This is a genomic window from Kitasatospora sp. NPDC003701 (assembly GCF_053587085.1).
Genome location: NZ_JBSFNM010000032.1, coordinates 50,622 through 76,043, shown reverse-complemented (window position 1 = coordinate 76,043; position 25,422 = coordinate 50,622). Strand labels below are relative to the sequence as shown.

The following is a 25,422-nucleotide window of genomic DNA, read 5'->3' as shown; positions in this document are numbered from 1 at the left end:
CCCCGCCCCTGTCTCCTCGTCGGGTTCCACTCAGTGGAAGCCCGGCCTTCCCGCCCCCGCCCGGGGCGTACGAGGCTCAACGCATGAACCTCGGTCTCACTTCCGATGCCCTGCTCTCCACCACCCGGGCCGTCCGCCACCGGCTCGACCTCACCCGGCCGGTGCCCCGCGCGCTCCTGGAGGAGTGCGTCGACCTCGCCGTCCAGGCGCCCACCGGCCGCAACCGGCAGCGCTGGCACTTCGTCATCGTCACCGACCCGGCCCGCCGGGCCGTCCTCGCCGACCTGTGGCGGGCGAGCCTGGGCGTCCCGCAGGCCCACCAGCCGCTGCCCGCCCGGGACGTGCGCCGGGCCGAGGTCGCGCCGGGCGTGATGGAGCGGGTGTACACGGGCGTCGAGCACCTGTACCGCCATCTGCACGAGGTGCCCGCCTACGTCATCCCCTGCGTCGAGGGACGCACCGAGGGCCTCTCCGTCACCCACCAGGCCGGCACCTGGGGGTCGATCCTGCCCGCCGCCTGGAGCTTCATGCTGGCCGCCCGGGAGCGCGGCCTGGGCACCGTGTGGACGACCGGGAACCTGCCGCTGGAGCGGGAGTTCGCGCAGGCGCTCGGCATCCCGTACACGGAGGTCATGCAGGCCGCCTTCATCCCGGTCGCGTACACCGTCGGCACCGACTTCCGCCCCGCCCGGCGGATCCCGCGCGAGCAGGTCCTGCACTGGGACCGCTGGTGACCGGACCGGCAGGCGGAAGGCCGCGCGCACCGGGGTGAGGACCGTCGGGCCGCGCTCCGGTCGGGCGCCGCACCGTCCGGCCCGGGTTCCGTCACCGGCGGACGGTCGCACGACGCCCCGCCCACCGCAGGCGCCCGCCTGCGGGCTACGGCTCGGTGCCGGCGCCGTCGCCTCCGGCCCGGACGGCGGCGCCCAATCGCCACGACTCGATGTCGCGGTAGCGGATCGGCCCGGGGCCACGGCCGATGTTGCTGCCGACGAGGTGGAGCCGGTCGGTCCACCACGGCCGGCCCACGAACCCGGTGAGCCCGGCCGCGGCCTGCGGCACGCTCGTGGGATCGTCGCGACGCGACCGCGCCAGGGTCAGGTGGGGGTGCAACGGGCGCTCCCTGAACTCGATCCCGCAGGACCTGATCAGGTCCCGGACGTCGTCGGCGAGCAGGTGCAGCCCTTCGAGGTCCCCGTCGATCCCGCTCCACAGCAGTCGCTGGTCGAAGTGGCCGCCGCCGCGAAGACCCAGCTGCAGCGCGGGGCGCGACGCGGTCGCCCCGGCCAGCGCCGACCGCAGCGGCGGCACCGCCGTGGACGGCAGTTCACCGAGGAACGCCAGGGTGATGTGCCAGTCCTCGATCCGGTTCCACCGCAGCCGCGGGTAGCCGGCGTAGGCGGGCCGCAGGGCCCGGGCCAGTTCCTCCTTGGCGTCGTCGGGCGGAGCCAGCGCCACGAAGACGCGCAGGGTCGAGGGCTCGGGGTGATCGTCCACGAGGGGGCAGGTTAGCCGAGGGCGGGTCCTCTGCGCCTACCGGTACCGCCGGGGCCCGGCCGACCAGCAGCACGGAGCGCTGCCGAAGCGGCGCGGCCGCACCTCCCACCAGCAGAGGGTCCGGCGCGCCCACCGGCTCCCGCCCGGTGGGCAGCGGGAGCGTCGGCGCGCCCGGGCGGGGCCTCGAAGGTGCACCGGACCGTCTCGGCGGGCAGCTCGTGGGCCCTCGCCCCGGGTGTCCTCGGGGTCACGGCCCGGCGCGGATGCGACTGACCGCGACCGGCAGGCGGTCAGTCGCCCGCCCGGCCGGACCCTGCCGCGGCGACCACGAACCAGCGGGCCGGCAGCTCGACCCGGGTGCCGTCCGGGTGGCGCTCGCTCATCGCGAGGTCGCTCTCGCCCTCGTCGAGGATCTCCAGCCCGGCGCCGCGCAGCAGCTCGGGCACCTCCCCCGCGGCGACCTCGGCCGGGCGGAGGTCGTGCTTGCGGACCTGGCGGAGCCTCTCCGGCGGGCCACCGGGCCGTTCGGCGACCTGTTGCAGCACCGTCTTGGCGGCGGCGGTCGGCTCGACCACGAAGCCCCGGCCGCGCCGGCCGAGCAGCAGGGCGACGGCGGCCGCGACCGGCACCCGGTCGACCGGGTCGCTCTGGTGGAGCACCGCCCGCACATAGACATTGGCCTCGCCGAGCCGGCCGGCGAGCCGCTTCACCCCCGCCAGGTCGGTCAGGTCGAGCTGTTCGTACTCGGCCACCGCGTCGCGGTCCGCCCGCCGGGCGTGCGCCACGGCCGAGGCCGACAGGTCGACGCCCACCGCGCGCGGGAACTGCCCCGCCAGATAGCGGGTCTGGGTGCCGTTCCCGCAACCGAGGTCGACGATCGGCAGCGTGCGGTCCACATGGTCCGCGAACAGTGCGGTGTGCGGGGCCGCCGTCAGCGTCGCGTCCGCGTCCCAGAACGGCTCGCCCTGCTCGCCCGTGCTCTCGGCCCAGAAGCCCTCCCACGCGCGCACGTAGCGCTCCGACGCACTCATCAGCAGATCTCTCCCCTGTGCCATGGCAACGATGACAGCCTCCATACCGGCCTTCGCACCGGCGGAAACCGCCCGGCCCGATCCTTCACACCGCGTTCGACCCCACACCCGCGAAACCACCCGATCGGTGCACACCGACCGGCGGGCGGCATCGGCCGGCCGGAGTGCACGCCCTCGCGCCCCGGCCCGGCGAGGCCGTACCCGGGCGGTGAGGGACACGGCGTGCCGGAGGACCGCACCGTGCGAGTGACAGAGGGTCAGGCGCCGGAGTGTGGACGGTGCTCCGGCCCGGGGCCCGCCCGGCGGCCGGCGGCAAGCACCGCCCCCGGCAGCCGCGAGCCACCGTCCGCGCCGGCACCGGCGCGGATACGGTCGGCCCCACACACGACGAGGTGCCCGGCGAAACACCCGCACGCACGGCATAACCACCGGGCCGGCGGACAGACAGGGGCGCAGCACCGGACTTCGAGGCCCACCGCACTCCATGTGCACGAGCGAGGGACAAGGTCATGACGCGTAGCCGCGAGGACGCCCGGCTCCGGCACCCCCGACACGAGCGGCGCGGCGAGGCCAGGCTCCCCGCGGTCCTCGCCACACTGGTCGCGATCCTTCTCTACGTGGCCCTTCCGCAGCAGTTGCTGGTCGCGCCCCGCTACGTGCTGCCGGCGCTCGAGGTGCTGCTGCTGGTCCCGCTGATCGCCGTCAACCCCCTGCGGCTGACCCGCCAGACCCGCGTCTCCCGCGCGCTGTCGCTGACGCTCGTCCTGCTGATCGGAGCCAGCAACCTCGCCTCGCTCGGCATCCTCATCCACGACCTGGTCGCCAAGCACGTGGAGGGCGGCGGCGAGCTGCTGGTCGCCGCCCTCCAGGTCTGGCTCACCAACATCATCGTCTTCGGGCTCGCCTACTGGGAACTCGACCGCGGCGGCCCCGTCAGCCGCACCCAGGCCCCGCGCGCCGAACTCCCGCTCGCGGACTTCCGGTTCTCCCAGGACGAGAACGACGACGCCGTCGAGGAGGTCGCGGACGGCGCCAGCACCTCCTCCGACTGGGTCCCCACCCTGCCGGACTACCTCTACATCTCGGTGACCAACTCCACCGCCTTCAGCCCCACGGACACGATGCCGCTCACCACCCGGGCCAAGCTCCTGATGAGCATCGAGAGCATCGCGGCCCTCCTGACCTCCCTCCTCGTGATCGCCCGCGCGGTCAGCATCCTCCACTGACCCCCGCCCGACCCGGACCGGCGCGGGACCGGACTCCCCAGGCAGTACGGATCTTCCACGACTCCTCCACGACGAACGGCACGTCCGACACGCGGCAGGACGCGCACACCTCGCGCGGGCCAGGGGGCGCGGCCGACCTCCCTCGGGTCCGCGCCGTCCTCGCGTGCCCGGTCGGGTCCGGCCCGGGGCCCGGGAGGCTAGCTCGGCGCCTGTTCCCGGCCGGACGTCTCGATGCCTGCCCGGCGGAAGTCGTCCAGGGTGGAGGCGATGGTCTCGGGCGCGACACCGACCGAGTAGTCCAGCCGCACCCGGGTGCCGAATCCCGCCGCGGCGGCGTCCAGTGCGGTGGCACGCACGCAGTGGTCGGTCGCGATGCCCACGACGTCGACCTCCGTGACGCCTCGGGCACGCAGCCAGTCCGCGAGGGAGGTCCCGTCCGCGTCCGCGCCTTCGAAGCCGCTCTTGGAGGCGCTGTGGGCGCCTTTGAAGAAGACGGCGTCGACCTTGCCGCCGGCGACGGCGGGGGCGAAGTTCGGGTGGAACTCGCCGCCTTCGCCTCCGGCCACGCAGTGGACGGGGAAGCTGTTCCTGAAGTCCGGGTTCTGGGAGAAGTGGCCGCCCGGGTCGATGTGGTGGTCGCGGGTGGCCACGACGTACCGGTAGTCACCGCCCGCGCTCCGCTCCACCAGCCCGGCGATCGCGGTGGCGATCCGGGCGCCTCCCGCGACCGGGACACTGCCTCCTTCGCAGAAGTCGTTCTGCACGTCCACGACGATCAAGCCTCGGCTCATCACGCACGCCTTTCACAACTGTCGGTACTCCGGCGGAAGACCCGTCCCCGCGCGCGATCGGGCCGTGGCACGGGGAAGCCACGTGCGCTGCCCGCGCGTGCTGAGGTCGGCGCCCCGCGAGGCAGCGGGCCGGACGCGGTCCGGGCGAGGCACGCACCACCTCGGCGCACCACGCCCCTGATCATTCCCGGGTGCTCCGGCTGTGGCCGCTCACCGAGCTGGGTCGGCTCCGAGGCCACTCGATCGGCGCACGCGGAGAAGCGCGCGGCCAGGGCTGTCCTCCGACGCCACGGGATCGTCCGACCGGATGACATTCGCCCCCCGCGCCGTCAGCTCGCCGTGGGCAGCCGGACATGCGCCGGTCGGGTGCCTACGCTTCCGCCGTGAGCGCCCCGGCGACCGTGGTCCGGGCTCCGCTGCCCGTGCGACGCAGGCCGCGGTCGCCCCAGGTCTGTTCCGCCGGGCCTCCTCGACCCGGGGTTTCTCCGACCCCAGAAACGGTGGAAACGCATGAGACCGACGATCCGTGGCCGGCTGAGGGCCTGTGCCGCTGCCGGTGCGACGCTCGTGGCCGTGGCGGGAACCGTCGTCACCGGCCCGACAGCGGTGGCCCGGGACGACGACCTCGGGCCCGCCATCGAGGCCATCATGCACAAGCCCGGCTACGAGCACGCGCAGTGGGGCGTGCTGGAGATCGACGTCGCCACCGGGGAGGTGATTCATTCGAGGAACGCGAACCAGTTCTTCATCCCCGGATCCACCACCAAGCTGGTCACCATGTCCTCGGCGTGGCACACCCTGGGTCCCGACCACCGCTTCACCACCCCCGTGATCGCCACCGGCACCCGCGACGGCTCGACCCTGAACGGGAACCTGGCCCTGGTCGCCCAGGGCGACCTGACGATGGGCGGCCGCACCAAGCCCGACGGCTCGGTCGACTACACCAACATCGACCACACGGAGGCCAGCCTCCCCGGCGCCGCCCTCACCCCGGAGAACCCCCTCGCCGGGCTGAACGAGATCGCCCGCCAGATCCACGACGCGGGCATCACCCAGGTCAACGGCGACGTGATCGTGGACGCCCGGCTGTTCGCGCTCCCGGACCTGGACCCGCAACCCACCCCGCTGATCATCAACGACAACCTCATCGACCTGCTCACCACGCCCACCGCGGCCGGACAGCCCGCCCAGCTGACCTGGCGCCCGCAGGTCGCCCCCTACCAGGTGACGTCCACCGTTCAGACGGTGGAGGCCGGCGGCCCGACGAACGTCCAGGTCGCCGCCTCCCCCGACGGCACCCGGATCTCGCTGTCCGGCACGATCGCCGCCGACGCCCAGCCCCTGCTGCGGATCTCCGACATCCAGCACCCCAACGACTTCGGTCGCACCGCGCTGATCGAGGCACTCGCCCGCGTCGGCGTCAGCGTCACGGCCGATCCGACCGGCCCCAACCGCCAGGACGCGCTGCCGGCCTCCTACGAGGGCGACCCGCAGGTCGCCGCGTACGTCTCGCCGCCGTACAGCCAGTACGCCAAGCTGATCCTGAAGGTCAGCCACAACCTCGGCGCGAACCTGGCGCTGTGCAACATGGCCGTCGCGCGCGGCAGCCGCAACTGCTTCGACGCCTTCCGCACCGAGCACGCCTTCCTCACCGATGTCGCCCACGTCGATCCGACCCAGTTCCAACTCGCCGACGGACGCGGCGGCGTGCCGGCGGACCGGGCCACCCCGATCGGCCTCGACCAGCTCCTCGCCTACTGGCTGGGCACCCCCGACGCCGAGGCCTTCCGCCTGTCCCTGCCGATCCTGGGGGTCGACGGCAGCAACGGGATCTCCTGCACCACCGACTGCCCGGCCAAGGGCAAGGTCTTCGCCAAGCCCGGCACCATCCTGGGCTTCGACGAGCTCAACCAGCAGATCGCGGTCGGCGCCCAGGAGGAGGCCGGCTACCTGCAGACGGACGAGGGCTGCCTCCACCTCTTCTACATCGGCGTCACCGGCGCGGCCAGCCCCGACATCGACAGCTTCATCGGCATCTTCGACGACGTCAACCAGATCTCCGCGCTGCTGCAGGAGCAGGCCTCGGCCGCCGAACAGCACCGCGCGACCAGGGCGCCCCTCGACAGCCGTACGCACTGACCGCACCTGACCGGCACACCGCCGGGGCCCGGGTGCCGAGCCCGGCCACGGGCCCGGCGGGCACCCACGCGGCGGGTCCGGCCGGGCATCTCCGGCCGGACCCGCCGTCGGGCGGGCGGATCACGTCACCCGGCGGGCGGATCACGCCGCCGGCCCACCGCCGGTGAAGAACTCGACCAGCCCGTACGGTGCGCGGTCCCCGACGCAGAGGTCCAGGACCGTGTGCGCGGCCGCGGCCGCCGCCGCGCTGCGCGGGAACAGCTCCGCCTCGTACGCGGCGAGGGCCGCCTCGGTGTCGCCGGGGTGCGCGACGATCGCCCGCGCGAGTTCGGCTCCGTCGAACATCGCGAGGTTGGCGCCCTCGCCCGCCGGGGGCGCCAGGTGGGCGGCGTCGCCGAGCAGCGTCACCCCGGGCACCCGGTCCCAGCGGTGCCCGACCGGCAGCGTGTGCAGGACGCGCGCGACGGGGGCGCTCTCGCCGTCGGTGATCAGCGCGGTGAGCCGCGGCGCCCACCCCTCGAACTCCGCGGCCACCGCGGCCCTGGCCGCGGCCGCGTCGGTGAAGTCGATTCCGGCGACCCAGTCGGCCGGGCGGGTCAGCAGGGCGTAGGTGTGCAGCACCCCGCCGGCCTCCCGGTGCGCGGAGATCCCCTGCCCCGGGGCGAGCGCGGACATGGACCCGGCCCCGACCGTCGCGGCCGCCGCCGGGTGCCGCTCGTCGACGTCGTGGAGGTAGGTCTCGACGTAGCACGTGCCGACGTACTGCGGCTCCGCGGCGGAGAGCAGCGGCCGGACCCTGGACCAGGCCCCGTCGGCACCGACGAGCAGCCCGGTGGTCACGGTCGACCCGTCCGTGAACGCGACCTCGTGCCGGCCCCCACCGAGGGACCGGGCCCCGGCGACCTTGCGCCCCCAGGCGATCGCCCCTTCGGGCAGGGAGTCGATCAGGATCCGGCGGAGGTCCCCGCGGAGCACCTCGGGCCGCCGGCCGGTGCCGTCGTCGGGCTCGTCGAGCAGCACCTCGCCGTGCCGGTCGAGCACCCGGGAGGCCTCGCCGCCCTCGTGGATGATCGCGCGGAACTCCTCGGTGAGGCCGGCCGCCGCCAGCGCACGCTGCCCGTCGTGCTCGTGGATGTCGAGCTGGCCGCCCTGCGTCCGGGCCTGCGGCGAGGGGTCGGCCTCGTAGACCTTCACGGGGATGCCGTGGACGTGCAGGACGCGGGCGAGCACCAGCCCGCCGAGCCCGGCGCCGATGATCGTGACGGGAGTGGTGGGTGCGGTGGTCATGGCGGTGCCCTCTCTCCTCGCGGGCGCTGTCCGCCCGGCCGAATCATGGAACGTCGTTCCAGAACCAGCCTGGAACACCGTTCCAGGACTGTCAAGCTGGAACGGCGTTCCAGATGTGTCAGGATGGGGGCATGGCAACCAGGACGCGCCGCACCGAGCGGCGGGAGGAGCCGCTCTCCCGCGAGCGCATCGTCGAGACGGCCGTCGAGCTCCTCGACCGGTCCGGCGAGAGCGGCCTCACCTTCCGCGCCCTGGCGCACCACCTCGCCACCGGCCCCGGCGCGATCTACTGGCACGTCGCGAACAAGGACGAGCTCCTCGGCGCCGCCGCCGACGCCGTCCTCGCCGGCGCCCTCACCACCGCCGCCCCCGGCAGCACGCCGCAGCAGGCCGTCCGCAGCCTCGCCCTGGGCGTCTTCGACGCGATCGACGCCCACCCCTGGGTGGGCGCCCAGCTCGCCCGCCCCTCCTCGCCCTCGCCACTGCTGCGCCTGATGGAGGGCCTCGGCCGCCAGGTCCAGGCCCTCGGCGTCCCCGAGTCCGAGCTGTTCAGCTCGGCGTCCGCCCTGCTGCACTACATCCTCGGGGTGAGCAACCAGAACGCCGCCAACGCCGTCGCGGCCGCCGCCCACCCGCCCACGAGCCGGGCGGCCTTCCTCGCCGCCACCTCCGCCGCCTGGGCGGAGCTCGACCCCGACGAGTACGCGTTCGTCCGCACCGTCGCCGGCCAGATGCGCGAGCACGACGACCGCGAGGAGTTCCTCGCCGGGATCGACCTCATCCTCACCGGTATCACCGCCCGCCTCTGACGGGCCGCCCGGCACGGACCAGGTCCGCGCGCCGGCACCGTCCGCCTCCCGAACCCCGGCACCGCCCGACGCCACCGGTCCGCCCACGCCCGGAGGCCCTGCCGCGGGGGCCCCGACCCGGAGGCCGCCCGAGGGCGCGCCGCCGGCCGGCGCTACGCTGACCCGCGGCGCGACCCGACCGGAAATGGCTCGATGTCCACTCAGCACCACAGCCTCGTCATGGCGGCCCTCGGCCTGCTGCTCGCCCTCGCCGCCGCGGCCCTGCACCGGCCGCTGGCCCGCCGCACCGGGTGGCCGCGCGGCGCCACCGCCGGGCTGCTCGTGAGCGCGGCCCTGCTGCTCGGGTTCACCCTCCCCGACCAGCTCGAACCCGGCAGCGCCCACCGCCTGGCCGCCTGCCTCGCCGACCGCTCCGTCCGCACCCTCCAGGGCGGCGCCGCCCACCACGCGGCCAACGTCCTGCTCTGGCTGCCGCTCGGCCTCTTCGGCACCCTCGCCACCCGGCGCCCGCTGCTGGTCACCGCTCTCGCGTCGGCCGCCTGGGCCGCCGTCGAGCTGGTGCAGACGCTCGACCCGGTGCGCTCCTGCCAGTACCTGGACTGGGGGAACAACACCGCCGGGGTCCTCCTCGGCGCCCTGCTCGGCCGCCAGCTGCTGCGCCGGCGCGAGCGGGCCTGAGCGAGCGGGCCCGCCGGTCGCCGGCCCCCTTTCCCTGCGCGGACGCCCTCCCGTCCTTGACGGGGACGTCACGTGCGTGTTGCCCCGGATTGCGCTTCCGGTGGAGCACTTGAGCGCCGCCGACCGGTGTGTGAGTGTGGGGCCGACGTCCGGTGATCGAAATCCGGGCCGTGAATGTCGAACCGCGCCGCTCGGGCAGGGCCTGCCGCGGAGGACGGAGGAAACGATGCCGTCGCCCTCGCAGCCCCTTCGGAGGCTGGGATTCCTGACCATCGGACTGTTCGACCCGGCCGACCCCGGCCACGGGCACGAGTCGACGCTGCGGATCATCGAACTCGGTGAGCGCCTGGGATTCGACAGCGCCTGGGTGCGCCACCGACACCTGCAGTACGGCATCTCCTCCCCCGTCGCGGTCCTGGCGGCGGCCACCCAGCGCACCAGCCGCATCCAACTGGGCACCGCGGTCATCCCGCTGGGGTGGGAGAACCCGCTGCGGCTGGCCGAGGACCTGGCGACCGTCGACCTCCTGTCCGGCGGCAGGCTCAATCCCGGCGTCAGTGTCGGACGCCCCGGACACTACGACCAGGTGGCCCCCGCGCTGTACCCCGACACCGCCGACGCCGAGGACTTCGGCTACGAGCGGGTACGGCGGCTGCTGGACTTCGTCCGCGGCGAGCGGGCCACCGACTTCAGCGGGACCGAGGGCATCGAGGTGTACTCCGACCGGGTCCAGCCGGTCGCGCCCGGCCTGGCGGAGCGCATGTGGTACGGCGGCGGGAGCCTGCGCTCGGCCCGGTGGGCCGGCGGGCAAGGGCTGAACCTGCTGACCAGCAGCGTGGTGCGGGCCGAGGAGTCGGAGGACTTCGCCGAGGTCCAGCGCTCGCAGATCGCCGCCTTCCGCGCCCACCACCCCGCGGGCGCGCGGGCCCGCGTATCCCAGGGGCTGGTCGTCATCCCCACCGACGGGGCGTCGGCACAGCAGCGCGCCAAGTACCGGGAGTACGTGCGGAGTCGGATCCCGCGCACCACCGCCCCGCAGGGACCGGCGCGGATGCTGTTCGCGCCGGACCTGATCGGCACCTCCGCCGAGATCGCCGAACAGCTGTACGCCCACGCCGCGTTCCGGGAGGTCGACGAGGTCGTCTTCGCGCTGCCGTTCAGCTTCGACCACGAGGACTACGTCCAGATCCTCACCGACATCGCCACCGGTCTCGGCCCCGCGCTCGGCTGGCAGCCCGCCGCGCACTGAGACAACCCCCACCACGTCAGGAGCGCCCTCCACGGCGCTCCTGACGTGGTGTCGGGCCCCGGCCCACGGACCGGCCTTCCGGACCCGGAACCCGCCGGCGCCACCCTTCGATGCCCCGCCGGTCCGCTGCGTCGCGCGTGGGCGGGCCGGCGCACCGGCCCCGCCGGAGCGAGCCGCGCGTCCCATCATGCGGGACCGTCGGTCCTCCGCTGCCGGAACCCTTGACGCGGCACGGATCCGGGATGACACTCCGGAACAGGAATCGTCGAACGTGGGTGGGAGAGCCGTGAGGCACGCGGAGCCGGTCATCGATGGCGTGGCTCACGCTGTCCGGCTGCGCCCGGTGCTGACGTGCCGCCGCCACATCGACCTGCAGCGGGTCTGCAGCAGCCTGGCAGGAGCGCCCGCTCCCCACCGCCCGGCGGCCTCCCCCCGCTGATTCCCCACCGGGCTGTCGCCTGCCCCGCGTTCCCCCTTCTCCCCCACCCACTGCGCCGTGCGCGCGTGCGCGTACCTTTCCGACCCCTGGGAGACCCATGTCCGCCTCGTCCCCGTCCGCCGTGCCCTCCCTCCGTGGCCGGATCGGCCACGACGCCCGCAGCGGCTACTACCCCGTGCCGCACCGCTACCGGCTCCATCTGACGCTCTCGTGTCCGTACTGTCTGCAGATCGCCGTCACCCACAGCCTGCTCGGACTCGACGACACCCTCCCGGTGACCCTGCTGCCGGCGCTACCGGACGACGGCGACGGCGGGTACCGGGCGCTGCGACCGCTGTACGAGGCGAGCGCGCACCAGTACCCCGGGCCCGCCGTGGCACCGGTGCTCAGCGACAGCTGGAGCGGACGGATCGTCAGTACCGACCCCACCGAGATCCTCACCGACCTGGCCCGGCGCTTCCCCGGGCCCGACCTCTACCCGCGCGCCCTCGAAACGGCGATCGACGCCGTCAGGCAGCTGTGCGAGCTGAGCATCAACGCCCCGGCCCAACGCGCGGGCCGGTCCGACTCCACCCCGGACGAGCGCGCGACGGCGTTGCGGAGCCTGCTGGACGGGCTGGCCGCGATCGAACGCCGTCTGGACACCCAGGAGTACCTGCTCGGCGAGGAACTGACCCTCGCGGACGTGGAGCTCTGGGTGACCCTGGTGCGGTTGGACACCGTGCACCGCTGGCACCTGGACGCCGCCGCCGTGCAGCGCATCGCCGAGCACTCCCGGGTGTGGGCCCACGCCCGCCGGCTCGCCGGACATCCCGCCTTCGGCCGCCACCTCGATCTGGACGGCATCGCCCGCCGCCACCACACCCGCTGCCTGGGCCAGGAGGCCGCCGGAGCGGCGATCCAGATCGTGGACTGGGCGCAGCACGCCCAGGGGCGGGTGCACACCGGCTGAGCGCCGGGGGACGCGGCCCGGGCGGACCCCGCCGACGACTCGGCCGACGGACACGACCTCGCCCGGCACGGCACTCGGGTCGGCCACCACCCCTGGCCGGCGCGGCGGCGCGCTCGCGCGCTGCCCGGTCCGGGCGCGGTCCCGGTCGCGGCGACGGGGCCGCCCGGCGTCAGTCGTTCGTGGTGACCGTCGAACCCACCAGGTGCTCGGCCAGGCCGGCCCGGCCCCCGTCGCGGTACCAACGGCGCTGGCGGTCCGCACCGCTCCCGCGGTCCCGGAACCGCTGCCACAGCTCGGCCACCCGGCCGGTGTCGCCTGCGGCCTCCAGCCCGGGGGCGGCGTAGGACCGGAACTCCTCGACCACGGCGGCGGCCGGCCGGGACACGCCGTCCACCGGCGAGACCAGCTCGGCGTGCAGGCCCGCGCGGGCGGCGTGCCAGACCGCGGCGCGCACCAGTTCGTCGGGCGTGTCCGGCCGGGGGCGGCCGGCCCGTTCGTCGAGGACGGCCCGGGCCAGCAGGCCCCTGGTCAACCCGGCGAACAACTCGGCGTCGGCGACGGTCAACTGGACGTCGCACGCCCGCACCTCCACCGTCGGGTACCGGCCGGACAGCCGGGCCTGCCAGTAGACCTGCCCCTCGTCGACGATCGCCCCGGCGGCCAGCAGGGCGGCGGTCCGCCGCCGGTAGTCCGCGATGTCGCGGAAGGCCGGCGGCGGGCCGCTCACCGCCCACCGGTCGAAGTGGACCGTACGCCAGCTCGCGAACCGGGTGTCCCGGCCCCGCCAGTACGGCGAGTTCGCGGACATCGCCACCAGGACGGACAGCCAGGGCCTGGCCCGCACCAGGGCCCCGAGGCGCTCCTCCTCGTCCGCCACCCCGACGTGCACGTGCATGCCGTTCAGCATCAGGTCGTCCACCACGGAGGGCGCCTCGTCACGGGCCCGCCGGTAGCGCTCACGGTCGGTGACCGGCACCGGGTCGTCGAGGGCGAACGGAGCGGCGCCGACCGGGACGATCCGGCACCCGTACTGCGCCGCGGCGGCGGTCAGGCCCGACCGGACGCGGGTCAGGTGGCGGGTGAGTGACGCGAGGTCCTCGCAGACCGGGGTGGCGGTCTCCACCTGCACCTTCAGCAGCTCGGCCTGTGCCTCGCCCGATCGCAGGGCCGGCGCCAGGTCGGCGGCGGCCAGCACTTCGGTGGCGCGCGGCACGGGCGCGCAGTCCCGCGGATCCACCAGGAGGTACTCCTCCTCGACTCCCAAGGTCAACATGGTTCGCGGTTACCCGGAAGCGGTCGACGTACGCGGGCGAGGAGCGTCGAACCGCCCCGACCACCGAAGCCGGCCCGGCGCTCGTGCCCCGCCGGCCCCGACGCGGAGGGCAGGGCCGGCCCCGGCGCGGAGGGCGAGGCCGGCCTCGGCACGGAGGGCGAGGCCGGGGAACCGCCGGGCCGCTGCCGGGGGGCACGGCCGCGGCCGACTTCGGCGTTCCGCCCTCCGCGGGCCCGGTTCTCTGGAACCATCAGCCTTGACTCACAAGGGGGTTGGGGATGGACGCGAAGAGAGTGCCCCGGGTTCGAGGGGCGGCCGGCGCCTCTCTGGTGCTGCTCGCGCTGGGAATCGCCGGCTGCTCCGCGAGCGGCACCGGCGCCGTGGCGGACGCCACGACGACCGCGCCCGCCACGCCGACGACCGCGTCGTCGACGCCCTCGGCCTCCGGAAGCACCGCGCCCTCCCCGAGTCCGACGTGCTTCAACACCACGATGGTCGGCGACACGACCGTCCGCCGCTACCTGGCGAACCTCCCGGGCGTCGACCGGACCCTCACCCCCGGGCTCGTGATGGATCTGGACGGCCTCCGCCTGAAGACGGACACGCACGAGCGGCCCTGCCAGGCCGTTCCCGTGAAGATCAGCCGCTTCTCGGTCCAGGTGTCGCACACCGGCCCGGCCACCGCACGGAGGCCGGTCCTCTCCTACACCGCCCTCGGAACGCTCGGCGTGACGATCGGGCCCGCCGACGGAACGGCCGAGGGCAGTGCGCCACCGGCCACCGCCCCGTGCACCGGTGTGCTGTCCGTGGTGCATCTCGGGGAGCCGGTCCCCGTCGCGAAGCTGCCGGACAAGCTCCTCATCTCCACACCCGACCCAGCCGGCGCGAAGCCATTCAGCCAGAGCGTCACCGTCACGGGCGACTACGTCGTCACCGCCGGACTGACCCTGCCCGGCGACATCGCGTCCTGCTGACGCCGCCCCGGCCGGGGTCGGGCCGGCCCGTGGCCGGTCCGCGTCGGCCCGGCGGCGACGCGCGGCCGGGGTACCCGCGTCCCGGCACACCACCGACGCCCCCGCGCCCCTCCGCCGCCTGCCCTCGACCACCCGCCCGCCGAGCGCGCGACGGTCCCGCCGGTTCCGGGCCGGCGCCACCCTCACCCGGGTGGCCGCCGGCGGATCGGTACTGTGGCCGGACACCCCGTTGAGAGGCGTCCTCCCCCATGGCCAAGAACACCGCCGAACCACGAGCCGCGGCCCGCAGGCCCCTGCTGCAGCTGACCGGCGTCAGCCGCTCGTACGGCGAGCGGGAGGTGCTGCACCCCGTGAGCCTGTCGCTGGCCGCCGGAGAGTGCGTGGCGCTGCTCGGACACAACGGATCGGGCAAGTCGACCCTACTCAGGGTCGCGGCCGGACGCGACGCGCCCAGCAAGGGCACCGTGGTCTTCGACGGCATCCCGATGGACGAGAACGACCCCCGGGTCCGGGCCCGGGTGGCGGTGGTAGGCGACACCGTCGCCTGCTACCCCGACCTCACCGTCCGCGAGCACCTGCTGCTGGTCGCGGTCGCGCACGGGGTCGCCGACGCGCCCGGCTGGGTCTCCCAGGTACTGGCCGACCGGATGCTCGCGGAACGGGCCGACGCGCTGCCCTCGGCCCTCTCCTCCGGACAGATGCAGGCCCTGCTGCTGGCCTGCGCGCTGGTGCGTCCGCGCGATCTGCTGCTGCTGGACGAGCCCGAGCAGCGGCTCGACCCGGACGCCCGGCGACACCTCGCCGACCTTCTCAAGGCCGAACTCGCGGACGGTGTCGGGGTGTTGCTGGTCACCCACCACACCGACCTGGCCCTGGACGTGGCCGACCGGGTGGTGGTGCTGGAGGACGGCAAGATCCTGAAGCAGGGCGCGACCCGCAAGGTGCTCGCGGCGGACTTCGCGGCCCGCACCGCCGCAGGACCGGCGGTCGCCCGGTGACCACCACCCACGCGGAGGCCGACCCCGCCGTCGAGGCCTGGACGGACGACGACGACTGGACCGACGAGACTCTCGCCCTGCTGCGCACCCTGCGCGCGCCCCACCGGCGCAACCGCGCCAAGTCGATCGGCTTCGCCGTCTACTGCGTGGTGCTCATCCTGATCATCTGGGGCGGCGTGCCCAGCCTCGGCCTGTTCCTGCAGGCCTCGATGGGCGCCGACTACACCGGGCACGGCGGCGATCTGCTCGCCGCGATGCCCGCCGGTGTCACCGCGATCGGGCTGCTCACCTTCCTCCTGCTGGCCCGGGACGGCCTGTGGCGCGGCCCGGTGGTACCGCCCCGGGCGGCGACCGACTGGCTGCTGACCCACCCCGTCCGGCCCCGCCCGGTGCTCCGGCCGTGGTTCTGGCTGTCCTGCGCGGTGGCCGCGTTCCCCGGCCTGGTGGCGGCGGTCGGCGGCATGATCGCGCTCGGGCTGACCGTTCGGGTCGGCCTGCCGGCCGCGCTCGGCTGGTGCCTGCTCGGGGGGCTCTGCGTGCCGCTTCTGGCCACCTGCGCCGCGCTGGTGGTGGAGCGCAGCGACCGCGCCGCCCGCTGGGTGCGCCGGCTCACTCCGTATCTGACACTGTTGATCATCGCGCTGGCGGGGCAGGGCGCGCTGGCCGTCGCCGGTCACCCGCTGCACTGGCTGGAACTGGTCGAAACGTGGTCGGGCCCGTGGGGCTGGGCCGCGATCGCCGCGCTGGCGCCGACCCCGGCCGCCGTGGCGGGCGGCTGGGTGGCCGCCGCGCTCCTGCTGGTCTCGACCGGCGCCGCCCTGGTGCTCGCCGACCGATCCGCCGCGACGGTGCCGCTGGCCCGGCTGCGGGAGCGGGCCAGGACGGCCGCCGGGGTGCTGGCCGCGCTCCGGACCGTCGAGCTGCGCAGCGCACGGCTGGCGGTGAACGGCGCCAACGGCAGCGCCCGGCAACGCCGGCTCCGGCTGCCGGCGCCCCGGCGGGCCTGGCTGGTCGTGCCGTGGCGGGACACCCTCGCCCTGCTCCGCTCCCCCGCCCGGCTGGGTCGCGCGGTGGTGCTGGCGGTGCCCGCACTGCTCTGCGCCGTCCTCGCGCACGGTGCCACGGGCGGGCTGTCCTGGCTGACCACCGCCGTCGCGCTGGTCTTCGGCTACCTGGCCGTCGCGCAGCTGCTGGAGCCGGCCCGGATCGAGACGGACGACGTCCGGCGCGCCTCGTGGTCGCCGTACCCCTTCGCCGCCCTGATGCTGCGCCATGCGATCGTTCCGACGCTGACCGGGGTCCTGCTGGGGCTGGCCTGCACCGGGGCGCTGCTGGCGGCGGGCACGGGCCCGGCGGCCTGGCTCGCACCGGCCGCCGCGCCGGCCCTGGTCGCGGCGGGCCTGGTGAACGCCTGCCGCGGGGTGCTGCGCAAGGACCTGATGTTCTCCCCGGCCCAGGGCGCGGGTGGCGGGACGGGCCCGCTGCTGTTCGCCGCCTGGTACGCGGCCGGGCCCGCGGTGGGCGTGGCGGCGCTGACGCCGATGTTCTCCTCCGCCCTGCGCGGCGGGGCGACCGTCGCCGTCGGCAAGGCCGCCCTGATGGCGGTGGTGGTCGCGGTCCTGCTGCTGCGCTGGGCGCGGGCCAGGGCGGTGAAGATGAGCAAGGCCCGCCCCGGGGCGAGCACTCCCTAGACCGGTACCCCGCGCGGTCGTCGGCCCGGACCGGCCGGCGCAGCACCCCCCGGGCACGGCCCGCACGACGCGGGCCGTGCCCGTGCTCGTCCACGGCGGAGCGGCCGGAGCCGCCTGCGCGGATCCACCGGAATGGAGCCGTGCCCAAGGGCGTTGACGGTCGTTGTCGAAACTGTTGACCAGTTCCTCACGAAGGCAGGCGAGCACCGTGACCGACATCGACTGGGACCACCCCAAGGACCCCAAGCCGGGCACCTGGCAGCTGGACCACGTCAAGCAGTACGTGAGCTCGAACGGCACCGAGGGCCAGCACTGGAACGGCACCCAGACCCTCCTGCTGACCACCGTCGGCCGGGTCTCCGGGCAAGCCGTGCGCACCCCCCTCATCTACGGCGAGGACGGCGGCCACTACCTCGTCGTCGCCTCCAAGGGCGGGGCGGACGAGGCGCCCCTGTGGTACCGGAACCTGACGGCCGACCCCCGGGTCCGTGTCCAGGTCGGCCCCAAGATCCTCCAGGCCACCGCCCGTACCGCCACCTCCGAGGAGCGGGCCGCCCTCTGGCCGGTGATGGTCGGCCACTGGCCCGCCTACGAGGAGTACCAGACCAAGACCGACCGCGAGATCCCGATCGTGGTCATCGAGCCCGCCTGACGGACGGACGGCCCGCACCGGGACGGGTTGCGCGGCTACCCCGGACGCCCACGCCGACCGGCTGAGCCGCGACCCGGCACGTCACGGGTCGCCGACGGCGCTGCCCGGCGTGCGGTCCTCGGTCGGCACGACTCGACAACCGGCGTTGGACCGGCGGGGCCTGCGGCGGCTGGTGATCTCGTTCGGGTCGCGGGTCGTCGACCTGCTCACCCGGGTTCGGCCGGCGGGTAGCACTGGTCGTCCTCGCGGCGGGCCACACCGTGGCCCGTGACGCGCCAGGAGGCGCTGTGGCTGGTCAGGGCACGCGTTTCGGGTGCTCGGCGGAGCCGGTCCGCCCAGTCCCGGAGTTCGGGGAGTGCCTGCGCACGCAGGACGCCGCGGGCGTGGGCCCGTTCACCGGCCGGGAGCGGGACGATACCGATCGACAGCCGCGACCACGCGGGGGAGAACGTGCTGTAGCCGTAGTTCGAGGTGGTCAGGCCGTTCCGTGAGACCTGCAGGAGCGTGCCGTCGTGCCAAGGTTGCCCGAAGAAGATGAGGGAGACCTCATCCATCAGCGGTTCGCCGAGCACCGCGCGGAGGTCCGTCGGGGTGAGCGGCCACGACAGGTGGCGCGGCAGTCTGCGGTTACGAGCCGGCATGCACCGGAGCGTGGCACATTCCCTGGCGGCAGCGCATGCGAGTTTCGACACCACGCGATCGACGTCCGTCCCGGACGACGGTTTCGTCGCCGACAGGCGGTCACCTCGCAACGCACATCGGCCGTCCGGGGCGTTCGGTCACACGTCTGCGACCGATCGCCCCGGACGGCGAGTCGGGTGTCTGCCGGCGTCCCGGCCGGCAGCTCCTACCGGCTACTGGCGGCCGGGGATCACGTCAGGTGCCGGCCGAAGAACCGGATCCCGTCCTCCGCCTCCAACCACGGGGTGCCGGTGTGGCCGCCCGGATTGGCGTGCAGGGTCTTCTCCCCGGTACCGAAGGCGTCGAACAGGTCCAGGGCCCGCTGCCGGGGGTTCCCCTCGTCGTCCCACTGCAGCAGGAACAGCAGCGGGACGGTCACGTGCCGGGCCTCCTCGCGCTGGGCACGGGGCACGTAACCACCGGCGAAGAAACCGGCGGCCGCGATGCGCGGCTCGGCCACCGCCAGCCGAATGCCGACGGCGGTCCACCCCGAGTACCCGACCGGGCCGCCGATCTCCGGCAGCGCGAGGAGGGCGTCCAGGGTGGTCCGCCATTCCGGGACCGCATTCTCCACCAGCGGGCCGACGAGGGACTCGAAGATCTCGTCGACCGGCTCGCCGGCCTGCATCGCCCGGCGGAGGTCGGCGCGGACCTGCTCGTCGGCGGCGGAACGCGGCCGCTCACCGCACCCGGGGGCGTCGATGGTGGCCACCGCGTAGCCCTGCGCCGCGCAGTACCGGGCCCGCGCCACCAGCCGGTCTGCCGTCCTGGGCAGGCCGTTGTTGTGGGCCATCAGGATCAGCGGGGCCGGTGCGGCGGATGCAGGCGTCCACAGGGTGCCGGGGATCTCGCCGAGGGTGAATTCGCGCTCGAGGACACCGTCGTCGAGGCGCTGTTCGGTAATGAAGTGCATGGTCGTGCCTTTCGGGAATGCGCTTGAACGGCGCTCCCGGACGACCTACCGCCCGACCGTGACCCCGGAGGGGAGCACCCATGTCGATATCGCGTTCACGGGTACCACCTCCTCGTTCTCTCGCACGGCCTCCGGAAAGGTAGCAGCGGGCACCGTGGTCCGCCAACAGGTTATTCGCGGAAGCTCCTGGGCCCGCCGCGAAGGCGGTCCGGCAGGTGGCCGGCCGGCGCCGGCGCCCGTCACCGCTCCAGCGTCGCGAGCAGCAGGTTGGGGTCGGTCTGCGTGAAGTACGCCGCGCTCGGGACGTAGACGGCGTCCCCGCGGACCGCCACCGAGGTGGGGTTGGAGAGGCCGTCCGCCGCGCCGAGCACGGTGTGGTGGGTCCCGTCCGCGCCGATGAAGGCGGCCTCGCTCGAAGGGTTGAGAGCGGCGATCAGGTTGTCGCCGTGCCCGACGAAGTCGAAGTCGTCCAGGCCGCCGAGGCCGGTCGCGCGGACCTCGGCCGGACCGGCGGTGCCGTCGTCCCGGATCGGGAGGCGCAGCAGGGTGCCGGTGTCGGTGTTGCCGACCCAGACGGCGTGGTGGTGCGCCTTGAGGCCGTTGGCTCCGAAGCCCGTGGTGGGCCTGAGCCGGGCGTCGTCGGACCAGACCGTCGCTTCGCCGCCGTCCAACGGGACCGACCGGACCACGCCGAGCGCCGAGTCGGCCGAGTAGAGCCGGCCCTCCCGCTCGTCGAGGGCGAGACCGTTGGGGAGGCTGTCCGCCGGGAAGGCGGAGATGCGCTCGGGGGTGCCGCCGGGACACAGCCGCCAGATTCCGGTGAGGTCGGCGGTGCCGGTGGCGTAGCCGAAGTACAGGGTGCCGTCGTGGGCGCGGGCGAGGCCGCTGACGACGGCCGCGCCGAGCAGCGGGGTGGCCGGGTTCGCGGGCGCGGGCAGGGTGGCGAGGACGGTGAGGTTCCCGGCAGGGTCGACCCGGCCGATCTGGCGGGCGAAGGAGAAGGTGAGGTCCGCGGAGCCGTCGGGTTCGAGGGCGATGTTCTCCGGCTGGAGGCCCCGGGCCAGGTCGAAGTGGGCAACGATCCGGGGCTCGGAGAGCGGTGGAGCCACCGCGACGGCCGGCGTCGCGGCCGGAAGTGCGAGGGCTGCGGTGGCGGCGGCGAGCAGTCCGACGAGACGGCGGGACGGACGGGGCATGGGCGTTCTCCTCGGCTTCGACAGTGCTGGGGCACGGACCACCCGGTGCCGACGCCAGCAGAACACGCCTGGCGGCCCGTCACCGGCACAGCGCCGCCGCGCCATCGAGACGTCCCCCACTCGGAGCACTCCCGTTCGAAGGGACGCCGCCGGCCGCTCCCCGGTCGCCCGGTCCCCGCGCGGTGGTTCCCGTCCCCCGTCCCCCCGTCCCCCGTGGCCCACCCCGCCCACCGTGGCGGTGGTGACCCCAATTCCCCGGCCGCCGCAGGGATTTCGGCCACGGGCGCGGGAGGATGCGCAGCCCGCCCGGAGGCGACGACGGCCGGCAACGAGGTGACGACCGGACCCGTCGGACGGCGGGTGCCACCCGGATGCTACTCGCCGGTAGGCTGTCGCCGACCCTGCACGGAGACGGCGGTACGGGGACCAGGCGGGACGGGGACGATGGGGATACGACTGCTCGGGCCGGTCGAGCTGCGGCTCGCGGACGGCGGGGCCGCCACGGTGAGCGGTCCGCAGCGGCGGGCGGTGCTCGCCCTGCTCGCGCTGGACCTCGGCCGGACGGTGGCGGTCGAGCGGTTCTTCGAGCTGCTGTGGGGCGACGAGCCGCCGGCCCAGGCGAAGGCGGCATTGCAGGGGCACGTCGCAGCGCTGCGCAAGGTGCTGGCCGACTCGGGGTTCACGCTGGCCACCCGCGCGCCCGGCTACCGGCTCGACGGCGACCCCGGGGCGGTCGACGCGCTCCTCGCCGGGACACTCACCGCACGGGCCGCCGGGACGACCGACGACGCCACCGCCGCCGCGCTGCTCCGGGAGGCGCTCGGGCTGTGGCACGGCGCGGCCCTCGCCGACCTTCCGGCCACCCCGCTGTGCGCCGCCCTGGCCGGCCGGCTCGACGAGGGCCGGACCGAGGCGCTGACCGCATGGGCACAGCGGCAGCTGCGGCTCGGACACGGCCACACGGCCGTCCCGGCGCTGGAGCAGAGCGTCCGCGCGGACGGGCTGCGGGAGCCCACCGTGGCCCTGCTGATGCGCTGTCTGCAGCAGGCAGGGCGCGGGCCCGACGCACTCCGCGTCTACCACCGGGCCCGCGCCCGGCTGGACGAGGAGCTCGGCGTGACGCCGGGGCCCCCGCTGCAGCAGGCCCTCGCCGAGGTGCTGGCGGCCGGCCGGGCCTGCGCCGACGCACCCGCTGCCCCCTCGACCGCGGCCGCGCCCGGCAGCACCGCGGCCGCACCCGGCAGCGCCTTGGGCGCGCCCGGCGCGCCGCCCGTACCGATGTCGGCGACCACCGGCAGCCTGCCCGGGCCGCCCAGGGGTTTCGTCGGCCGAGCGGCGGAGAGCCGCTGGCTGGACCAGCAGTGCGGGCCGGACCGGACCGGTGACGGCCTGGCCGTGGTGGCCGGCCCGGCCGGGGTGGGCAAGACCGCGACGGTGCTGCGCTGGGCGCACCGCGCCGCGGCGGGCTTCCCGGACGGCGTGCTCTTCACGGACCTGCGCGGCTTCGACCCCGCCGGTCCGGGCGACCCGGCCCAGGCCCTGGGACGCTTCCTCCGGGCGCTCGGCCTGCCCGAGCAGGCGGTCCCGGAGGACCGGGCCGAGCGGGCCGCGCTCTTCCGTGACCACACCCGGCGGCGCCGGCTGCTCGTCGTGCTGGACAACGCGCGATGCGTCGCCGACGTGGCCGACCTGCTGCCGTCCGGGCCCGGCTGCGCCACGGTGATCACCAGCCGGAACAGTCTGGAGGACCTGGTGGTCACCGACGGCGCCGCGCTGCTCCGGCTCGCCGCCCTGCCACCCGCCGACGCGTACAGCCTGCTGGAGGACCGCCTCACCACCGAGCGCGTGGCGGCGGAGCCGGAAGCGGCCGAGCGGCTGACCGATCTCTGCGACCGGCTCCCGCTGGCTCTGCGGATCGTGGCCGCCCGGCTCGTCGCGCGCCCGGGCTGGCGGGTCGCCGACCTGGTGGACGAGCTGACCGACGAGGGCACCCGGCTGGCCGCGCTCGGCACCCAGGGCGGAGTGGCCAGCGTCCGGACGGCGCTCTCCCTGACGTACCACCATCTCCCCGACGCCGCACGGAGCCTGCTCGCGCTGCTGACCGTGCACCCGGGGGCCGAGGCCGACCCGTACGCGGCCGCCGCGCTGCTGGACACGGAGGCCGCGGCGGCCCGGCAGGCGCTCGGCCCGCTCACCGCGAACCATCTGCTGTCGGAGCAGACGCCCGGCCGCTTCGGCCGGCACGATCTCGTCCGGCTCTACGGCGCGGAGCTGTTCGACCGGTTCTCCCCGGAGCGGCAGCGGGAGGCCTTCCGGCGCCTGGTCGACTACGAGCTCGTGGCCGCCGGCCTGGCGGTGCAGCGGATGAACCCGTACCACGAGCCGTTCCGGCCGCCGGGGCCCGGGCCGCGCGCCTTGCCCCGGCTCGGCGACGTCCGGTCCACGCTCGCCTGGTGTCACGCCGAGGAGCCGGTGCTCCGCGCGCTGGTGACGGCCGCGACCGATCGCGGCGAGCACGAGCGCGCCTGGCGCCTGGCCCGGTCGGCCTCGATCCTCTACTACGGTGCCGGGCGCGTCGCCGACCGGCTCGACTGCCTGCGGATCGGGCTGCGGGCCGCCCGGCTGGACGGCGGCCGGGAGGGGCTGGCCGCCATGGAGGCGGCGACGGCCTGCGCGCTCGGCTCCAGCGGACGCGTCGCGGAGGCGCTGCCGCTCGCCGGGCGGGCCGTCGGCCGGACCACGCCGGCCGACGGCGAACTGCACATCCACGCCCTCTCCGTCCGCTCCTCGATGGCCGCCCTGTCCGGCGACCCGGCCGAGGCCGACCGGATCGCCCGGGCCGCCCTCGCCCTCATCCGGGCGAGCGGGCTGCGCGAGCACGCCGCCACCGTGCTCAGCAACTCGGCGGCGATCAAGGTGGTGCTGGGCGAGCCGGCGGCCGCACTGGAGCACGCACGCGAGACCCGCGCCCTGCTGTCCGACCGTCCGACGGCCAATGCCCACCTCTGGGCGATGGTCAGTGAGGCGCTGGCCCGCCAGGCGCTGGGCGAACCGGAAGCGGCCGAACGGGTCTGGCGGGAGGCCCTGCACCTGTGCGGTTCGAGCGGGAACGGGCGGCTGCACGCCCTGGCGCGGCGTCACTTCGCCGAGTTCCTGGCGGGGACGGGACGGACCGAGGAGGCCCGCGACCACCTGCGGGCGGCGGGCGACCTGTACACCGCGCACGGGGACGTCCGGCTGGCCGAGGAGCTGGACGGGCAGCTGGCCGGACCGGCGGGCCACCGGGCACCGGACACGGCCGAGGCCGCGCCCGCCGCCCGGGCCCGCGGCACCATGCGGATCGCGTAGCACCAGCTCACCGGAGGCGAGATGACCGTCCATCACCTGAACTGCGCCACCATGTGCCCGTACGGGGGTCGGCTGCTGCTGGGCAGCGGCGGACCGCTGGTCGGACGGCTGACGGCCCACTGCCTGCTGGTGGAGGGCGCGGAGGGGCTGATCCTGGTCGACACCGGCTTCGGGACCGGTGACGTCGCGGACCCCCGCCGGCTCGGGCGGTCGTTCCTGCGGACGGTCCGGCCCCGGCTCGAACCGGCGGCCACCGCGGTGCACCAGGTCCGCGCGCTCGGCCACGACCCGCGCGACGTCCGCCACATCGTCCTGACCCACCTCGACCCCGACCACGCCGGCGGGATCGGCGACTTCCCGCACGCCCGGGTGCACGTCCTCGCCGACGAACTCCGGGCCGTCGAGGCCCTGGCGACCCGCGGCGAACGGGACCGCTACCGCCCGGTCCAGTGGGCCCACGGTCCGCGCTGGGTGGAGCACCGGCCGGACGCGGCCACCGAGAACTGGTACGGCTTCCGCGCGGTCCCGGTACTGCCGCACGCGGCCCCCGACCTCCTGCTGGTCCCGCTGCCGGGGCACACCCGGGGCCACTGCGGCGTCGCCGTCCGGGAGGCGGACCGCTGGCTGCTGCACTGCGGCGACGCCTACTTCTCGCAGACGGACGTCGACCCCGCCTCGCCCCGCCGCCCGCCCGGGCTGACGGCCTTCCAGCGCATGATGGCGGCCGACAACGGCGCCCGCCTGCACAACCGGGAGCGGCTGCGCGACCTGCGCCGTGCGCACCACGACGAGGTGCGGCTGATCTGCGCCCACGATCCGGCCGACTTCGGCCCCCGTCCGGTGCCTCGTCCCGGCCGGGCCTGACCGGCCGGCCGCTCCTGAGTACGGGTACTCAGGACAGCGCGATCCGCGATGGGGCAGGATTCTTACGATCATCCGTCGACAGCACTGGAGCCCACCCGTGAAACGCGGTCCTCTCACGGCCGTCACGGCCATCACGGCCGTCCTGCTGGCCGCGACCGGCTGCGGCACCGTGCACACCACCGGCACCGGCACCGGCCCGAGCGCGGACGCGAGCCCGTCCGCACAGGCGGGGCAGGCCCAGCAGGCTGCCGCGGAGCAGGCCCGGCAGGTGCTCACGGAGCACGACCGGCGCTACCCGGAGGTCGCGAGGGGCTGCGCGACCGCCACCGAGACACCGCGTCCGTCCGCCTCCGTCCCGCTGGACCCGGAGGCCGCCAAGTACGCCGAGAACCACGGCTACAAGCAGACCGCGCGGTTGACCGCCCCCGTTCAGTGCCGCGGTGACGCACACGCCGCCCGGATCCGTGCCGCCCTGACCGCCCGGAAGGCCGGCAACGCGACGGACGTGCAGACCGTCCTGGAGTCCCTCGGCTACCCGAGGGAGTCGATCAGGGTGACCGCGTACGGCGGGTCGGCCGGCTTCACCCTGGAGGTCCCCGGCGCGGGCCCGTGCATCGAGGGCCGCCCCGGCGGCGGGCCGCTCTCGGTGGAGGCGCACGGCTACTACATGGAGGGCGGCTGCACCGAGCCGAAGGGCGGTCACTGAGCCCGGTTCGGGCAGCACGGCGCCCGGG

At 75.2% G+C, this 25,422-nt stretch carries 22 protein-coding genes; 14 read left to right on the top strand and 8 right to left on the bottom strand.

Annotation, left to right across the window (positions count from 1 at the left end):
• Positions 1 to 83: 83 nt before the first annotated feature.
• Complete coding sequence (locus ACWDRR_RS26610; RefSeq protein WP_449774752.1) at positions 84 to 734, top strand: nitroreductase family protein; 651 nt, start codon at positions 84 to 86, stop codon at positions 732 to 734.
• A gap of 145 nt (positions 735 to 879) precedes the next feature.
• On the opposite strand, the gene thpR is transcribed toward ACWDRR_RS26610, so the two are convergent.
• Together thpR and ACWDRR_RS26600 are read right to left on the bottom strand one after the other, a co-directional pair.
• Complete coding sequence (gene thpR / locus ACWDRR_RS26605) at positions 880 to 1,497, bottom strand: RNA 2',3'-cyclic phosphodiesterase (protein ID WP_449774751.1); 618 nt, start codon at positions 1,495 to 1,497, stop codon at positions 880 to 882.
• A 290-nt stretch (positions 1,498 to 1,787) separates the two neighbouring features.
• A complete protein-coding gene (locus tag ACWDRR_RS26600; protein ID WP_449774773.1) occupies positions 1,788 to 2,528 on the bottom strand; it encodes a class I SAM-dependent methyltransferase in 741 nt (246 codons plus the stop codon).
• Positions 2,529 to 3,037: 509 nt separating this feature from the next.
• Between ACWDRR_RS26600 and ACWDRR_RS26595 the strand changes: the two genes are divergently transcribed.
• Positions 3,038 to 3,754 carry a hypothetical protein gene (locus ACWDRR_RS26595; RefSeq protein WP_449774750.1) on the top strand — a complete coding sequence of 239 codons (717 nt, stop codon included), beginning with the start codon at positions 3,038 to 3,040 and terminating at the stop codon, positions 3,752 to 3,754.
• Positions 3,755 to 3,951: 197 nt separating this feature from the next.
• On the opposite strand, the gene ACWDRR_RS26590 is transcribed toward ACWDRR_RS26595, so the two are convergent.
• Entirely contained in the window at positions 3,952 to 4,545 is a 594-nt protein-coding gene (locus tag ACWDRR_RS26590) for an isochorismatase family protein (RefSeq protein WP_449774749.1), read from the bottom strand.
• A 573-nt stretch (positions 4,546 to 5,118) separates the two neighbouring features.
• On the opposite strand from ACWDRR_RS26590, the gene dacB reads away from it, so the two are divergent.
• The gene (dacB, locus tag ACWDRR_RS26585; protein WP_449774748.1) at positions 5,119 to 6,684 is read left to right on the top strand and encodes a D-alanyl-D-alanine carboxypeptidase/D-alanyl-D-alanine endopeptidase; all 1,566 of its coding nucleotides are present in this window, start codon (positions 5,119 to 5,121) and stop codon (positions 6,682 to 6,684) included.
• A 141-nt stretch (positions 6,685 to 6,825) separates the two neighbouring features.
• Here the strand turns inward: dacB and ACWDRR_RS26580 are convergent, their stop codons facing one another.
• Positions 6,826 to 7,971, bottom strand: a complete 1,146-nt coding sequence (locus ACWDRR_RS26580; RefSeq protein WP_449774747.1) for an FAD-dependent oxidoreductase — start codon at positions 7,969 to 7,971, stop codon at positions 6,826 to 6,828.
• 131 nt (positions 7,972 to 8,102) lie between these two features.
• On the opposite strand from ACWDRR_RS26580, the gene ACWDRR_RS26575 reads away from it, so the two are divergent.
• From ACWDRR_RS26575 to ACWDRR_RS26560, 4 genes are all read left to right on the top strand, one after another.
• Entirely contained in the window at positions 8,103 to 8,780 is a 678-nt protein-coding gene (locus tag ACWDRR_RS26575; protein ID WP_449774746.1) for a TetR/AcrR family transcriptional regulator, read from the top strand.
• A 192-nt stretch (positions 8,781 to 8,972) separates the two neighbouring features.
• Positions 8,973 to 9,458: a VanZ family protein gene (locus tag ACWDRR_RS26570; protein WP_449774745.1), complete on the top strand. Its 486-nt coding sequence runs from the start codon at positions 8,973 to 8,975 to the stop codon at positions 9,456 to 9,458.
• A gap of 226 nt (positions 9,459 to 9,684) precedes the next feature.
• On the top strand, positions 9,685 to 10,707 hold the full coding sequence (locus ACWDRR_RS26565; RefSeq protein WP_449774744.1) for an LLM class flavin-dependent oxidoreductase: 1,023 nt from the start codon (positions 9,685 to 9,687) through the stop codon (positions 10,705 to 10,707).
• Between the two features lie 536 nt (positions 10,708 to 11,243).
• Positions 11,244 to 12,098, top strand: coding sequence for a glutathione S-transferase C-terminal domain-containing protein (locus ACWDRR_RS26560; RefSeq protein ID WP_449774743.1), 855 nt, complete (start codon positions 11,244 to 11,246; stop codon positions 12,096 to 12,098).
• 169 nt (positions 12,099 to 12,267) lie between these two features.
• Here the strand turns inward: ACWDRR_RS26560 and ACWDRR_RS26555 are convergent, their stop codons facing one another.
• Positions 12,268 to 13,371, bottom strand: a complete 1,104-nt coding sequence (locus ACWDRR_RS26555; protein ID WP_449774742.1) for a carboxylate-amine ligase — start codon at positions 13,369 to 13,371, stop codon at positions 12,268 to 12,270.
• 278 nt (positions 13,372 to 13,649) lie between these two features.
• On the opposite strand from ACWDRR_RS26555, the gene ACWDRR_RS26550 reads away from it, so the two are divergent.
• From ACWDRR_RS26550 to ACWDRR_RS26535, 4 genes are all read left to right on the top strand, one after another.
• Complete coding sequence (locus tag ACWDRR_RS26550) at positions 13,650 to 14,345, top strand: hypothetical protein (RefSeq protein ID WP_449774741.1); 696 nt, start codon at positions 13,650 to 13,652, stop codon at positions 14,343 to 14,345.
• A 248-nt stretch (positions 14,346 to 14,593) separates the two neighbouring features.
• Positions 14,594 to 15,343: an ABC transporter ATP-binding protein gene (locus ACWDRR_RS26545; RefSeq protein WP_449774740.1), complete on the top strand. Its 750-nt coding sequence runs from the start codon at positions 14,594 to 14,596 to the stop codon at positions 15,341 to 15,343.
• Complete coding sequence (locus tag ACWDRR_RS26540) at positions 15,340 to 17,034, top strand: hypothetical protein (RefSeq protein ID WP_449774739.1); 1,695 nt, start codon at positions 15,340 to 15,342, stop codon at positions 17,032 to 17,034. The genes ACWDRR_RS26545 and ACWDRR_RS26540 overlap by 4 nt, the downstream gene beginning before the upstream one ends.
• A gap of 208 nt (positions 17,035 to 17,242) precedes the next feature.
• The gene (locus ACWDRR_RS26535; protein WP_449774738.1) at positions 17,243 to 17,686 is read left to right on the top strand and encodes a nitroreductase family deazaflavin-dependent oxidoreductase; all 444 of its coding nucleotides are present in this window, start codon (positions 17,243 to 17,245) and stop codon (positions 17,684 to 17,686) included.
• A 206-nt stretch (positions 17,687 to 17,892) separates the two neighbouring features.
• Here ACWDRR_RS26535 and ACWDRR_RS26530 read toward each other — a convergent pair whose 3' ends face one another.
• From ACWDRR_RS26530 to ACWDRR_RS26520, 3 genes are all read right to left on the bottom strand, one after another.
• A complete protein-coding gene (locus tag ACWDRR_RS26530; protein WP_449774737.1) occupies positions 17,893 to 18,327 on the bottom strand; it encodes a hypothetical protein in 435 nt (144 codons plus the stop codon).
• Between the two features lie 230 nt (positions 18,328 to 18,557).
• Positions 18,558 to 19,280 carry a dienelactone hydrolase family protein gene (locus ACWDRR_RS26525; protein ID WP_449774736.1) on the bottom strand — a complete coding sequence of 241 codons (723 nt, stop codon included), beginning with the start codon at positions 19,278 to 19,280 and terminating at the stop codon, positions 18,558 to 18,560.
• A gap of 239 nt (positions 19,281 to 19,519) precedes the next feature.
• Positions 19,520 to 20,476: a hypothetical protein gene (locus tag ACWDRR_RS26520; RefSeq protein WP_449774735.1), complete on the bottom strand. Its 957-nt coding sequence runs from the start codon at positions 20,474 to 20,476 to the stop codon at positions 19,520 to 19,522.
• 444 nt (positions 20,477 to 20,920) lie between these two features.
• Between ACWDRR_RS26520 and ACWDRR_RS26515 the strand changes: the two genes are divergently transcribed.
• The 3 genes from ACWDRR_RS26515 (at position 20,921) to ACWDRR_RS26505 (ending at position 25,394) form a co-directional block, all read left to right on the top strand.
• The gene (locus ACWDRR_RS26515; protein ID WP_449774734.1) at positions 20,921 to 23,824 is read left to right on the top strand and encodes an AfsR/SARP family transcriptional regulator; all 2,904 of its coding nucleotides are present in this window, start codon (positions 20,921 to 20,923) and stop codon (positions 23,822 to 23,824) included.
• Between the two features lie 21 nt (positions 23,825 to 23,845).
• On the top strand, positions 23,846 to 24,688 hold the full coding sequence (locus ACWDRR_RS26510; RefSeq protein ID WP_449774733.1) for an MBL fold metallo-hydrolase: 843 nt from the start codon (positions 23,846 to 23,848) through the stop codon (positions 24,686 to 24,688).
• Positions 24,689 to 24,785: 97 nt separating this feature from the next.
• A complete protein-coding gene (locus tag ACWDRR_RS26505; protein ID WP_449774732.1) occupies positions 24,786 to 25,394 on the top strand; it encodes a hypothetical protein in 609 nt (202 codons plus the stop codon).
• The last annotated feature ends 28 nt before the right edge of the window (positions 25,395 to 25,422 follow it).